Origin of the sequence: Loigolactobacillus coryniformis subsp. coryniformis KCTC 3167 = DSM 20001, assembly GCF_002706425.1 — a bacterium.
GTDB lineage: Bacteria > Bacillota > Bacilli > Lactobacillales > Lactobacillaceae > Loigolactobacillus > Loigolactobacillus coryniformis.
Window position 1 is genome coordinate 784,439 of record NZ_CP017713.1, and the last position, 12,839, is coordinate 797,277.

Annotated in this window: 14 protein-coding genes; 4 read left to right on the forward strand and 10 right to left on the reverse strand. The window is 40.7% G+C overall.

Annotated features, from left to right (window positions below; genetic code table 11):
* Nucleotides 1-16 precede the first annotated feature (16 nt).
* The 8 genes from LC20001_RS03885 to LC20001_RS03920 all read right to left on the reverse strand — a co-directional run bounded on the left by LC20001_RS03885 (nt 17) and on the right by LC20001_RS03920 (nt 8,763).
* Nucleotides 17-277, reverse strand: a complete 261-nt coding sequence (locus tag LC20001_RS03885; protein WP_010011715.1) for a hypothetical protein — start codon at nt 275-277, stop codon at nt 17-19.
* Between the two features lie 86 nt (nt 278-363).
* Nucleotides 364-1,206: a nucleotidyl transferase AbiEii/AbiGii toxin family protein gene (locus LC20001_RS03890; protein WP_010011713.1), complete on the reverse strand. Its 843-nt coding sequence runs from the start codon at nt 1,204-1,206 to the stop codon at nt 364-366.
* Complete coding sequence (locus tag LC20001_RS03895) at nt 1,203-1,796, reverse strand: type IV toxin-antitoxin system AbiEi family antitoxin domain-containing protein (protein WP_003678254.1); 594 nt, start codon at nt 1,794-1,796, stop codon at nt 1,203-1,205. Before LC20001_RS03895 ends, LC20001_RS03890 begins: the two co-directional genes overlap by 4 nt.
* A gap of 160 nt (nt 1,797-1,956) precedes the next feature.
* Nucleotides 1,957-2,325 (reverse strand): YdcP family protein, encoded by a 369-nt coding sequence (locus LC20001_RS03900; RefSeq protein WP_056943274.1) that lies wholly within the window; start codon nt 2,323-2,325, stop codon nt 1,957-1,959.
* 18 nt (nt 2,326-2,343) lie between these two features.
* Nucleotides 2,344-2,676 carry a DUF961 family protein gene (locus LC20001_RS03905; protein WP_056943275.1) on the reverse strand — a complete coding sequence of 111 codons (333 nt, stop codon included), beginning with the start codon at nt 2,674-2,676 and terminating at the stop codon, nt 2,344-2,346.
* 32 nt (nt 2,677-2,708) lie between these two features.
* Nucleotides 2,709-2,975 carry a hypothetical protein gene (locus LC20001_RS03910; RefSeq protein ID WP_056943276.1) on the reverse strand — a complete coding sequence of 89 codons (267 nt, stop codon included), beginning with the start codon at nt 2,973-2,975 and terminating at the stop codon, nt 2,709-2,711.
* A complete protein-coding gene (locus LC20001_RS03915) occupies nt 2,972-6,880 on the reverse strand; it encodes a SpaA isopeptide-forming pilin-related protein (protein ID WP_056943277.1) in 3,909 nt (1,302 codons plus the stop codon). The genes LC20001_RS03910 and LC20001_RS03915 overlap by 4 nt, the downstream gene beginning before the upstream one ends.
* A 590-nt stretch (nt 6,881-7,470) precedes the next feature.
* Nucleotides 7,471-8,763 (reverse strand): ISL3 family transposase, encoded by a 1,293-nt coding sequence (locus LC20001_RS03920; protein ID WP_099267113.1) that lies wholly within the window; start codon nt 8,761-8,763, stop codon nt 7,471-7,473.
* A gap of 86 nt (nt 8,764-8,849) precedes the next feature.
* Between LC20001_RS03920 and LC20001_RS03925 the strand changes: the two genes are divergently transcribed.
* Entirely contained in the window at nt 8,850-9,773 is a 924-nt protein-coding gene (locus tag LC20001_RS03925) for an IS30 family transposase (RefSeq protein WP_099267114.1), read from the forward strand.
* A gap of 106 nt (nt 9,774-9,879) precedes the next feature.
* Nucleotides 9,880-10,911, forward strand: coding sequence for an IS30 family transposase (locus tag LC20001_RS03930; RefSeq protein ID WP_169925062.1), 1,032 nt, complete (start codon nt 9,880-9,882; stop codon nt 10,909-10,911).
* Nucleotides 10,912-11,062: 151 nt separating this feature from the next.
* Here LC20001_RS03930 and LC20001_RS03935 read toward each other — a convergent pair whose 3' ends face one another.
* The gene (locus LC20001_RS03935) at nt 11,063-11,527 is read right to left on the reverse strand and encodes a hypothetical protein (RefSeq protein WP_010011708.1); all 465 of its coding nucleotides are present in this window, start codon (nt 11,525-11,527) and stop codon (nt 11,063-11,065) included.
* Nucleotides 11,528-11,616: 89 nt separating this feature from the next.
* On the opposite strand from LC20001_RS03935, the gene LC20001_RS03940 reads away from it, so the two are divergent.
* Entirely contained in the window at nt 11,617-11,952 is a 336-nt protein-coding gene (locus LC20001_RS03940) for a thioredoxin family protein (RefSeq protein ID WP_010011707.1), read from the forward strand.
* A complete protein-coding gene (locus tag LC20001_RS03945; protein ID WP_010011706.1) occupies nt 11,945-12,463 on the forward strand; it encodes a transcription repressor NadR in 519 nt (172 codons plus the stop codon). Before LC20001_RS03940 ends, LC20001_RS03945 begins: the two co-directional genes overlap by 8 nt.
* 50 nt (nt 12,464-12,513) lie before the next feature.
* Here the strand turns inward: LC20001_RS03945 and rpsN are convergent, their stop codons facing one another.
* On the reverse strand, nt 12,514-12,783 hold the full coding sequence (gene rpsN, locus LC20001_RS03950; protein WP_003677967.1) for a 30S ribosomal protein S14: 270 nt from the start codon (nt 12,781-12,783) through the stop codon (nt 12,514-12,516).
* Nucleotides 12,784-12,839: the final 56 nt, after the last annotated feature.

The following is a 12,839-nucleotide window of genomic DNA, read 5'->3' on the forward strand; positions in this document are numbered from 1 at the left end:
CCTTTTGTTGATTGAATCAGGCACCATCAGTCATACCCAGATAGGTCATGATGGCACCCTCATCTGATTGTGCGGTGCTAAAAGTAAATTCTTTTGCGATACCATCTTTGGTCATTTCAGGTAAAGCAGTCAAGCCAAAGTTGGAATCAGGACACTCGATAGCAATAGTTCGCGCTGTTTCTAATTTATCTTCGGCGTTGCTAGGTGTGCCGTCCTTAATGACAGCGACAAAGTCATCCATAAAGCCGATTTCGTTAAAGACTGTCAGTGCTTTCATAAATAACCTCTGTCCATAATAAAAAGCCAAGACTTTTTGTCTTGACTTTGATATTACGATAAATTTGAAATGTCGATTTTAGCGTATTAATTTTTAATTTCTTTCATGAGATTGAAAAGTGCTTCTAGTGCGGCTGTGTAGCTAATTGATTGTGCGTAGTCATATTGTTGCTGGTACTGTTGCCACGAAGTGTGTAAGCTTTCAGAATCGGATAGGGCACTGATTTCAGTTAAACGATTTTCAATCGTTTTGTCTGGGATATGATCAAACGCCGTACTTTTGAAAAATTCTTTTTTTAAAAGCACAAGATCAATGTCAGTTCGATAGAGAATGGACAATGAATAAACATCAAATAAATCCTTAGCACGAGTGTTTAACATGCCGTGATTAAGAAATGCTGATAATTTATCTGCCAAGATTTTTTCAATGGGGATGCCATAAATTGAAAACTTTTCATCCGCGTTTAAAATGCTCTGATGATCAATCATGATTGGAATCGTCTCATGGGAATTACCTTTTGAAATATCCAGCTTGACACTAACTTTACTTTTTCCCATTTGTGCCAGCAGGTTGACACGAATTCCGGGATAATCATCATCAAGTTGTTTTTGTTCAATCGACTTGATTGTAAAATTGACATAATCGGTGGATTGCTCGAAGACTTCATGCAAAACGGTTGCTAATTTATCTGGTTGTAAAGCCGGCCCAATATAGATTGCGTCAAGATCCTGGGTCATTCTGTTTTCAATTCCGACAAGGCTTTGGATTTCAAAACCACCTTTGAGAACAAAGTAACGGCGATAATTAGATTCAGAGATCTGCTTTAAAAAGTGTTCTAGAAAAAAAAGTTTCTGAAAATGTTGAATATTGTAGCCAAGCTCACGGGCACGTTTTCTGATCATTGGTAGAATTTTATCAACTTCACTCATTGCATGTAGACCTCCATTACTTTTAGTAGAGTACTGTTTGGGTATAATTTGTCCTTGATTTCAGTTAGATCTTTGAGCTTATTTGCAGCAGGTGAGTTGGCTAAATATTTTTTAAGCGCATCATTTTTGATGTAGGGTTGGATTTGTTTTGATTCCCAAACATCTAATAAGGTTCGTTCCTTAGAATAAACTTGAACCGTGCCACCATTTTCGGTTTGGCCGGTTTCGATACCAAGTAAATAGCGCTTTTTCGATAGATAGCGCGCCTTAATAGAGTACTTTTTCAATGATGCGGCGCTTGGATGATATCCTTGGGGAAAGGTCAGATCGTAATGAAGCGGCATTTCATCAGTCAAATCATGAATGATTAGGGCGCTAACTAACGAGAAGACGCTACGCGAGAACTTTTGACTGATCAAGCTAAATTCATCGAGTAGGTAGCCTGGAAAAATATAGATACCACGTTCAAGCTTTTCAATGGTGCCATCAGTTGATAATTCACGAATCTCATCCTTGGATAAACCGTATTCTTGTGCGGTTTTGTAAATGAACGTTGGGTAGTCGTGTTCTAGTTGGGCTAAAGTATCCATTGTTATTAAACACCACCTTATATACTGTAATTTATCATATTTATAGTATATAGGTTAGAGAAGTGATTCGCAACTCTCAATATGACTTTACTATGTTTCGGTTGGATTTATTAATACCTGCCGATAGTTGGTAGGAGAACGAATTTTCCGTTTCATTGAGTTATTTCTTTTCATTAGTTGGTTTTTCCTGAATTTTGTTGTGGTTTACTGGAATAAGATCGTCGGCTTTGAGATACCATGAAACTGACATACCAACACCAAACTCATAAGAAGAAACAGTATCGATAACTGGGTTGATCATTTCGACCAGCTGATTATAATCAAACCTCTTTTCACCAGCCGCCACTGGAATCGAAACTTGAATCATTTTTCCTTTCTCAAAGCTCTTTAAATCAAAAGTACGTTCAGAAATCTCAGTGGTCTGGTTACCTTCATCATCGTTGATAAAACGTTCACGACGCATTGCCGAGAATTTTAAGGCTCCAAATGTTTTGATTGAATCGAGTGCAATACCTTCTGCTAAGCGCATATTAATTCCTACCCTTCATTATTTAGTTAAATCCTTTTTGACAATATCATCGGCATAACATTCATATTTGACGAATGACTGATTCTCCACACGATAGCCGACTGCAATCACGCGCGGGTTGACTAAATCAATCGGTGAATCTTGTTTGATACTGGCCTTCACTCCGGCAGCAGCTGGTAGAATGATTTCAATGTTATCAGCCTTTTGGATATCTGAAAAAACGCTAAATCTTCGTGATGCAACGCGGCCGTTATTGTTACGAGATGGTTCACGAATTTCTTCGATCATTTTGCCAAATTCAAGCCGACCAAATGTTTCGCGTACTTTGGGGATAATGTAATCTAATTCCATGGAGAATTCCTCGCTTTCAAATTTTGCATATTTTAAAAGTCAGAATTGTTTTTGAGTTCTGACTTATAGTGGTTGTAGTATTCGATTGTTTGTTGAAGTAAATATTGATAAAGTTCAGCGGATAGGGGATATACGACACGGCCTTGAGTAGTTTCAGGAAATTTTAGAAACAGACGCTGGTTACCGCGAATCAATTTAACATTGTTAATGATCATAGCGTGATTGATTACAATCGTACCGGTCATTAAAACACTGGGTTCTTTTGAAAGATACATATTAATAGATGAAATAAAGATCATTCACTGTCATCCTCGTCATTATACAAGTCATCACTAGCTTTTCTTGAATGATGCATCCACCACACAATTAAGCCAGTAATTAATAGTAGAATCACGCCAATAACGCTTAACAATTGATTACGTTCTTCACCGGTTTGTGGTAGGCGAAGTAGTGGCGTATCAACGGCTTCATCTTTCATTTGCGCTTTGACGATTTCACCATCTTTAGTAATTTCAAAATCAACTGGCGTTTCGTTGATTTTATAGCCTTTTGGTGCGTCATACTCCACAAACTGATATTTGCCAGCAGGTAGGTTGGCAAAACTGAAAACTCCTTTATCATTGGTCCGACCGGACACAACGGTTTTACCGTCTTGATTAAGGATCTTGATACCAGTGTTTGGCAAGACTTTACCATCGCTGACATTGGTCTTGGTTAGTTCACCAGTCCCCTTGATCAAACTATTTTGCAACGTGAAACTAATTTCTGGTGTTTCGGTGGTTTCCTTAGTTTCAGTTGCTGCTTTTTCGTCTGCCTGTTTTTTATCCTGACTAATTAATTGACCTTTAGCATTGTAGGCAGTGATACCAGTTTTTGTTGAAACGATTTTAGTTAAATCCTTAGTTAAAACTAGGTTAGTCGCGGAAGGCGTCTTTTCCCGTAAATAGAAGGTGCCGACTGGTACGTTCTTAAAGGCACCAATCGACTTGTCATCAATTGTAGTGGTTTGAATGACCTTCTTATCCTTATCCAGTAATTCAAACACTGCACCTTTGGCGTTGCCATCAAAAGTGAATTGATAACCTTTATCTTCAACTAGCTTGGCGGTTTCATTGATTTTCTTAAAGGTAAATTCGTTGAAGTGTAATTTATTTAGAATTGGGGTGTCTTTATCACCGTTGATCGTTAAATTCTTAGTCGTGGTGTTGTCAGTTGCCTTAAATTCAAAATCATAAGTTTGGTCATCAAGCTGATAAGCTTCACCGGCATCTAGTTCTTGCACATAATAGCTACCTTCAGGCAATTGAATGTCGGCAAAAGTTGCTTTACCATCTTTGACGGTCGCAGTTGCGACTAATGCTTTTGCCGGAACATTGATGTCACCTTTGTTGTAGCCGGCTTTACTGAACAGTCCGAAGACTTGACCATTAGCAGCTTTATTTTCAATCGTGGGTTTGTTCTTATCCCAATTCTTGATTTGTTCTGCTTGTTTGTTAACAGTCACGTTCAACTTCTGAAAATCGTTAGTCGCTTTGAGTGAAGTGGAGGTCACTTCAACATTTTGACCAGCATATTTCAATTCAAAATCAATTGGCTTGTCATTAAGAACAAAACCATTTGGTGCAGCAACTTCTTTAACTGAATATTTGCCGAGATAAAGTTGTGGCGTTTTGATTTGTCCATTAGCGTCAGTCGTAGCAGTGGCGACAATTTCACCCTTTTTGGCATGGACGGTACCATCAGCGGTGGTGATGTTTTCGCTGGCAGTAAATTCAAACTTGGCACCGGCCAGTGGGGTGTAGTCATAGTTAAAACCGTATTGTTCGCCGTACTTGGTTGACTGTTTAGTCACTTCAACCGGCGTGGCGCCAGTCTTATTCAAAGTGACAATGCCTTTTTGCGACTTATCCGTGAACTTGACGGTCACAATACCATCACTATCTTTGCCAGTGATCGAAAATTTAGCTGGGTCTTTGGCAAGAACATAGCCTAATGGTGCTTGTGTTTCGACTAATTCATATTGACCATAGGGGAGCGCCTCAGTTGTGGTCAAGTAGCCCTCTTCATTAGTCATAAAAGTATCAGTTGTTCCATCGTGATTGAGGTTAGGCATGGAAACATATTTACCAGTTTGCAGTGATTTGATTTTAAAACCGGCGTTGGCGCGCGAAATTGTTTTCCCGGATTCAGCGTCAGCCTTGACCACTTTCAAACGTTCTTCCAATACATTATTGACGACTGAATAATGATGGGTCTCGTTTTGTTGATGAATCGTGACTTTGAATGGATCGGCGGTTTTGTAGCCCTCTGGTGTTTTTGTTTCCGTCACGGTATAAGTGTCATAGGGAAGATCAGTAAACTTGAGATAACCTTCTTTATCGGTTGTCCCTGTTGTGACGACCTTGTTTGTTGTGTTGCTAGTGACTGTAAATTCAACGTTAGCCAGTGGGTTAGACTTATTTTCTTTACCGGTTAAATGACTAGAAAGTGCGGTGTGCCAATCATAGTTACCAATTTTGATTAAATCGAAACCACCCGTAATAACTTGTTCCTTAACCGTTGTTGATGCGGTGGCCGTTTTCGCATTTTGACCAGCATAGGCTAGTTTGAACGCGTGTTTTTCAGTATCTTTAATATAGCCAGTTGGTGCCGTCTTTTCGATCCAGTAGTAGTCATCCAATTTTAAATTGGCGACACTCGCTTGATTGTTTTTAATTGTAACGGTATCAACCAGCTCATCATTGGAAGTTCGATGTAATTCATAAACGGCACCATCAAGTGAAGCAGAGCCTTGTGGGGCTTTACCAGTTTTAGCATCTTCCTTGATCAAAGTGGCAGTGCCGAATTGTTCATCATCGGTCGCTTTAACCGAGGTAGCAGTGACAGCAACGTTTTGACCAGCATATTTCAATTCAAAAGGTATTTTCTCGTTATTAAGGATATAACCGGCTGGTGCCTTTTCTTCAACGGCGTAGTAGTTGCCGAGCTTCAGATTTTGTAGTGTACCTTTGCCGGTGCTATCGGTAGTGATCGTCCCAACTTTTTTACCATCAGTTGAATAAACACCGTACATGGCACCATTTAATGAATAGTACCTGTTAAACATATTGGTGCCGAACTGACGGCCAATCTTCGTTAGATTTACATTGCCAAGTTGTTCTTTATTGCCAAGAACGACTTCGATTGTTTGGTTAGGTGTGATTGTTGCCGTTTTGATTTCACCTTTATTAACGTAGCCATTAGGTGCGGTTACTTCTGAAACTTTGACTTGCGTACCCGCCTTGATGTCGTTTAAAGCGGCGTAACCATCAGTGCCGGTGGTGACCTCTTTGGTTTGACCATTGTACTCAAATTTGAGTTTCGCACCTGGCAAAGCTTTATTGGTATCCGCGTCAACTTTCTTAGCTTTCAAATTACCATTGAGATTGACTTTGATATTGAGATCGAAGTTGTTACCATTTGGCAGTTTGAAATAGGCGAGTTTTTGTTGATTGCCTTTGCCATAGAGTAATGAGGTCCCAATGTTAGCTGCTTTAGCTTTAGCAAAGGAAATTTTACCAGATTCTTTGGAGTTAGCTGTAGCGGCTAAAGTTAATTTGTCACCAGATTTTGTGATATTTAAGTTGGCAGTATTAGCGGTTTGTTCAATGTATGAAGCTAAAGTACCGTTATTGTCGGTTAAAGTGATTGAATCACCAACGTTTAAAGTAATGTTTTGACCATTGAATGACGGCTTAGTGTTGAATGTAGTCACTTTTTTCAACACAGCCGCTTTTTTTGCCTGATAATCTGGGTAATTGGTGGTCAATAGCTCACTATTTAGTTCTTCCCAAATCATGATTTGTGCAAGCCCATAATTAGCGTCAGTTGGGTTTTGTTGGTAAGCAAAGTAGGCTATTGAGGCTAATTTATCTTTTTCTGCTGCTGAATAGTTAGTGGGTGTCCAACCTGAACCAGAATTTTCAATATCGATTCCATGTTCGACACAAAAGGCAACCTGACCATCAACCACCTTTTTGTAAATACCATTGTCTGTCCAATGGAGACCATTCAACAGATTTAGTTGCCAAGAGGATATCCAATCACCTGCTTTAATGTTGGTCATGTCAGCGGCAAAAGCACTTGTGATCGGGGTCATAAAAATTGAAGTGAACAAGGTCAGCAAGGCTAACCAGACAGAAACTTTACGGGTTGCTGTTTGCAATGACAGCACCTCCTTAAATATTTGTTGAAGAATTTCAGTGCAAATAAAAAGTAGACCAATTTTAATATTGATCTACTGAACAGGAGGTTATGAACGTGTATGTGGAATTGAAACCCGAGTTGATAAGCAGTTGTTGGTTGTGTTTCTACCATTAAATAGTAGTTGAACGAACAATCGCAATTAATGTTAATAATTCGTGAATTGATTTCTAGGTTTGAAGCCTTACGTTCCTCCGAAGTGTACCCCAATTTGGGGTAAAACGGTTGAAACAATAAGAAAGACCTAGAATTCTGAAATTCATAAACGTTAATTTAACGGGTTTTTTGAACGCTATGTAAACTTATTAACCTACGAGTATTTAAAGCCAGGTTTGAAAAAAGCCCGCAAAGCTTCACAGTTCTCAAAACGTTAATCAGAACCGCTTTGTATCAACGTTTGTGGCTGTTTCTGGTGCAATCTTGGTGCAATTTGGCTCGTTGAGCCAGTTATATCAAGGAGTTCCAGACACACAAATTATTCTGATAAAGAATTCAAAAAATCTAGGCTCTTTGTCAAATCCTGTTGATGAATAGCTTTTACAGAGTTGAAAGTCATGCGACTTTCAACTCTGTTTTTTTCATTGGTTTTGTTCTCATTTGCCGTAACTTAATACGTGAAATCATATGATGGTAATTACGGAATCCAAATGCTGTGCGTTGAATTTGTTTAATCATTCGATTCATGCCTTCGACTGGGCCATTCGTATAGTCCGATTCACTGGCGTTGAGTACAACCACTAAGTTCTTTTTGAACGTTTGAAACACTGCTTTCATGTAGGGACTTATATTTTGATTTGTATATAGATCTTCCACAAGCTTGTCTTTGTCTTGATTCTTAAGGTTTTCCATGATGCTTTGCATCGACTCGTACGATGCTTTAAGTTCTTCGTTAATTGTCAGTCCTTGTTCTACACGTTCTAGTTGTGTGAGTTGTTTTCGCAGGTGTCGGTCATAAAAGACATGTTCCTCATCTAGATTTCCGGCATACTTCAAATAAAGCCGCCAGGCGAACTTTAACGTGCGATATTCATAGGATCTTTTATTGTACTTTTTCATGGCTTGCACCCGAGTTTGATTAAAAGCTCGAGTCATCATTGCAACGATGTGAAAGCGGTCGATCACAATTTTTGCCTGCGGAAACATTGCCTTGGCAATGTCTTGATAGTAACTATTTAGATCTACGGTAACTGTTTTGACACGTGCTCGAACACTTGCTGGAAATTGTTTAAAATAATCAGTAATACTTTGCTTGAATCGGTCTGGCAGAATTTGTTGAATTTCATGCTCACCAGCGCCATTAATACAGATGAAATGGAGCCGACCACCAATTCCTCTAAATTCATCCATGGCGAGATGAACCGGTAGATAGTTAAGATTTCTGCGAAATAAGTCATCATAGTTGTCTAAGTAACGACAGACAGTGCTAGCTGATATGCCGGCATCGATCGCAATGCTAGCTTGAGTGCGGTCGTCTTGTAGACTCATAAACACTTTCTGACGCGTGGCTCGGGAGATACAACAGTACTTGTCTACCACATCAGAAGTAGCCATAAACGACGCTTTACAATTACGACAAATGACGCGTTCTTTATGGAGTTCTAAATAAACTGGTTCACTCGCATTCGCTGCCAGATAGGTCACGCGTGATACGTAGTGTCCATTATGACTTAGCTCGCAAAAGCCACAGTTAGCGCAATGTTTCTGGTCGAACTTAACCGTGGCTATATATACTTTTGCGCGCTTAGCTTTAATCACTTGATAGTTATATTTGTAAAAAACTACATTTGGGTCTTTAATACTGAGCGCAAATTTTATATTATTATCTACAAAGGTAGATTGTAAAATTTAAGTTGAACATATTAGTGGACAGAAAAACCCATAAAGGTCTTTAATGGTGTCACCACAACATTCCACTAGAAAGAAGGACCTTTATGGGCACCACTATTTTATCATTTGAAGACCGCGTTGTCATCGAAACACTTCATCATGAAAAGCACTCACTTCAATGTATTGCCGATTATTTAGGCTTTAGTAAAACCACTATCTTTAATGAGGTTCATCGCTTAGCTGGTGAGTATCACGCAGTTAAGGCTCAAACTGACCATGAAGTTAAACTTAGTCATCGTGGTCGTAAAACCATCTTAACGACTAACCTAAAGCGATTGATTGAAGAAAAAATCAAGATCCAAAAATGGTCAATTGAACAAGTGGCTCATGTAGTTAGAATTGCCTACAAAACCATCTATAACTGGATTGATCAGGGACTACTGGATATTAATGTGACTGATTTACCTGACCATGGTATTCGTCGCAAACGATCTAAAGAAACCCGTGGTAGTTTTAGTCATGGACGTTCCATCGAAGATCGTCCAGCTGAAATTTCTGATCGTAATACTTCAGGTCACTTCGAAGCTGATACAGTTTTATCTGGAAAACGTAAAGGTCAAGCAGTAGCTACGTTTGTCGAGCGTAAGAGTCGGCTTACCATCGTTAAACGGCTTAATGGACGAGATAGTACTTCAATGACCAAGGCTATTTTAGAATTGGCTAACCAGTTAGGAGATAATCTCAAGACCCTTACTGTTGACCATGGGAAAGAATTCGCCAACTACAATTTGATTGAAGAACAGACCGGTGTTCCGCTGTACTTTGCGCACGCTTATTCGCCACATGAACGAGGCAGTAATGAAAATCGCAACCGAGTACTACGCCGCTTCATTCCCAAAGGTCAACCGATTGATGAGATTACCGATGATGAATTGATTCAAATTAACTGGTATTTGAATTCCCGACCACTCAAATGTTTAAATTGGCGAACACCGATTGAGATCTTTTTGCGTAATCTGCGTTACTAAATTTGTTCAAGTTATTTCTTGCAATCTGCCAAAATAAAAAACACCAAGACAAATCTCTGTTATCATTGATGTTCCTACACAAACAATGAAAGAGGTTATTGTCTTGATGCAAGAACAGAATACCACAGTCAGAAAAAAAGGTCAGCACCTAACTTCGTTTGAACGAGGCAGAATTGCTACGCTGCACAGCCAAGGCTATTCCAATCGTGCAATTGCCAGAGCGCTTAATGTTTGTCATCAAACAATCAATAATGAATTGTGCCGCGGCGAGATCGACCAAGTAAAAAAAGTGAATGGTCAACGCCAATATTACGCTGTATACTCACCAGAAACAGCACAAGCTAAGTACGAAGCTAATCGAGCCCACTGTCATCGACCTTTGAAACTCGTCGGTGTCGCTGATTTTATCGACTATTTTACGACTCATTTGCGTCAAGATGGTTGGTCGCCTGATGCAGCAGTAGGACGGGCCAAACTTGAAGGCTTATATCAACCTGAGGAGATGGTCTCGACCAAGACGCTATACCACTATATTGATGCCCAGTTACTTGAAGTCCGTAATCTTGATCTACTCGAAAAAACGCGCCACCGTGCTAAACATCATCACTCGATCAAGCACAAGCGTCTGGCCGGACGGAGTATTGATGAACGGCCTAAAAGTATCGACCAGCGCCAAGAGTTCGGCCATTTCGAATTGGACACCGTGGTGGGCAAGCGCAACGGTCAAGAGAGTGTGATCTTAACGCTGATCGAGCGTCAATCCCGCTGCCAAATTCTACGTTTGATCGATGGTCGTGATGCCGATTCAGTCAACTATGAGCTGGCCAAGATCTGTCAAGAATACGGATCAATCATGAAGTCAGTTACTGCCGATAATGGCGCTGAGTTCTCGGAAGTTGGCGCTGTACTTACCGGTGTCGCTGACCTTTATTATGCCCATCCATATCGTTCCTCTGAGCGTGGGACTAACGAAGCGCATAATCGAATGATCCGCCGCGATGTACCCAAGGGTCTATCCATGGATATTTTGGGTCCTCATGATATCCAAGCAGTTGAGTCAAAGCTAAACAATTTACCGCGCCGGCAAACTGGCTATCAAACACCCAAAGCGCTTTTCTCCGCTGCTTCCGCCGGTTAAGTTAAGTCCATAAAATATGAATATTAATGAAAATACTGATTTAATAGGATTTATCGTGTGGCTAATTTGTTCTTGCAATTTGGGATAAAATAAAAAAAGCTAACAACTCATCGTTTTAGATAAGTTATTAGCTGGAACAAGCATGAAATTATTATCTAACTTCAACTGCCACGTCGTTAGGCATGACTTTGCGTAATTGGGTCAGCAAGGTTTCCATTGTTTGGGTGAACACTAAACTGATGCGGCGATTGCGTTTAGTTCTGAAGACGGCGATCACGCGGCTACGATTACCCGGCATGGGTTGCTGGATCAAAGTGATCGTTTCTAGATCCGTAAAGCGGACCGCAGTGGCGTAGAAAATACCGTTAGTGATCACACGCTCAGGGGTCAGCCCACCAATACCAGAGATGATATTGATCAGGATAAAGGCCGCAGTAAAGACAATATATGACCAGTCATTGACCATGCTGGTTGTGAGCAAGATTCCGAAGACAACGCCGTAGCCTAAAGACCAGTAATTATATTTTGCACGCAAAGTGATTTGTGATTGCCAATAGATCGATACGGCCGCACTGGCCAGCACCATTAAATCTAATATCCACCAAAAAATAGTCATTGAGTTGACTCCTTAAATTAGAATGTTTAAACTCATTATAACGTAGTTCTTGCGTTCACTGGTGAAAAAAGTGTGCGGAATTTAAGAAGGTGACGATTATCGCAATCGAATTGAATGAAAGTAATTTTATAGCGTTCGTCAAATCAGGCGATGTACTGGTCGACTTTTGGGCAGCCTGGTGCGTTCCTTGTCAAAAAATGACCCCGATCTTATTGGCCTGTGAGCAGGCCTTGCCCCAGTTAAGCGTCGGTCGTTTAAATGTGGACGATTACCCGCAATTGACCAAAAAGTTGCAAGTTCAAGGTTTGCCAACGCTATTATTGTTTCAAAATGGTGAGCCGGTGGCGCGGGTCAGTGGCTTTCAACCTAAGTCGCGCTTACTTGATTATTTACAACGTAGATTGGGGCGTGAACAGCATGCTTAGTGGGGTTGAACGGCGAACACAGATCAAGGAACAGTTGCTGGCGGCACAAAAACCGCTTAGCGCCAATTTTTTTGCCGGTCAATTTAAGGTCAGTCGCCAGACGATCGTTGGTGATATTGCGCTATTACGTGCTAGTGGCGAGGCCATCACTGCTGCTTTCAACGGTTATCTGTACCGGAATGAGCAGGCAGTATTTACCGGAAAAATCGTTTGTAAGCACACACCGTCAGAAGCAGAGACCGAATTGCGTTTGGTTGTTGCCAATGGTGGGCAGGTACTAGATGTGACGGTTGCGCATGAGCTTTACGGTGAACTAACTGGACAGTTGAATTTAACTAATAATCAGGAGATCACGCGGTTTATGCACAATTACCGAACTAAGCAGGCACATTTGCTATCAGAATTGACTGCCGGCGTCCATCTACATACGATCAGTTGTGCCGATGCAGCGCAGTTTAATGTGATCAAAGCAAAACTGGCGGATGCGGGAATTTTGTATTCAGCGGATTAAAAAACTCACGACTGAATTTGCCGTGAGCTTAGTTGTCTATTTAAGTCAGCTTACCAGCTGGCTTTTTTAATACCCGGAATCTGGCCACGATGTGCGTATTCACGAAAATTAATTCGTGATAAACCGAATTTACGCATATAACCGTGGGGGCGACCGTCGAGGACATCGCGGTTATGCATGCGGGTCGGTGAAGCGTTGCGCGGGAGACGGCTCAGCGCAGTGTAATCATGCGCTGCCTTTAATTCAGCGCGTTGTGCCGCGTAACGTTCAACGGTAGCCGCAATTTTTGCTGCCTTGGCGATTTTTGATTTTTTTGCCATTGGTACCCTCCGTAAAAAGATTTATATTAAACGATTTGAATTATTCTCACTCAATT

Bases quoted from the DNA above. Each gene is read 5' to 3' on its own strand.
- LC20001_RS03885 (WP_010011715.1), bottom strand. From the start codon at position 277: ATGAAAGCACTGACAGTCTTTAACGAAATCGGCTTTATGGATGACTTT.
- LC20001_RS03890 (WP_010011713.1), bottom strand. From the start codon at position 1,206: ATGAGTGAAGTTGATAAAATTCTACCAATGATCAGAAAACGTGCCCGT.
- LC20001_RS03895 (WP_003678254.1), bottom strand. From the start codon at position 1,796: ATGGATACTTTAGCCCAACTAGAACACGACTACCCAACGTTCATTTAC.
- LC20001_RS03900 (WP_056943274.1), bottom strand. From the start codon at position 2,325: ATGCGCTTAGCAGAAGGTATTGCACTCGATTCAATCAAAACATTTGGA.
- LC20001_RS03905 (WP_056943275.1), bottom strand. From the start codon at position 2,676: ATGGAATTAGATTACATTATCCCCAAAGTACGCGAAACATTTGGTCGG.
- LC20001_RS03910 (WP_056943276.1), bottom strand. From the start codon at position 2,975: ATGATCTTTATTTCATCTATTAATATGTATCTTTCAAAAGAACCCAGT.
- LC20001_RS03925 (WP_099267114.1), top strand. From the start codon at position 8,850: ATGGGCACCACTATTTTATCATTTGAAGACCGCGTTGTCATCGAAACA.
- LC20001_RS03930 (WP_169925062.1), top strand. From the start codon at position 9,880: ATGCAAGAACAGAATACCACAGTCAGAAAAAAAGGTCAGCACCTAACT.
- LC20001_RS03935 (WP_010011708.1), bottom strand. From the start codon at position 11,527: ATGACTATTTTTTGGTGGATATTAGATTTAATGGTGCTGGCCAGTGCG.
- LC20001_RS03945 (WP_010011706.1), top strand. From the start codon at position 11,945: ATGCTTAGTGGGGTTGAACGGCGAACACAGATCAAGGAACAGTTGCTG.
- rpsN (WP_003677967.1), bottom strand. From the start codon at position 12,783: ATGGCAAAAAAATCAAAAATCGCCAAGGCAGCAAAAATTGCGGCTACC.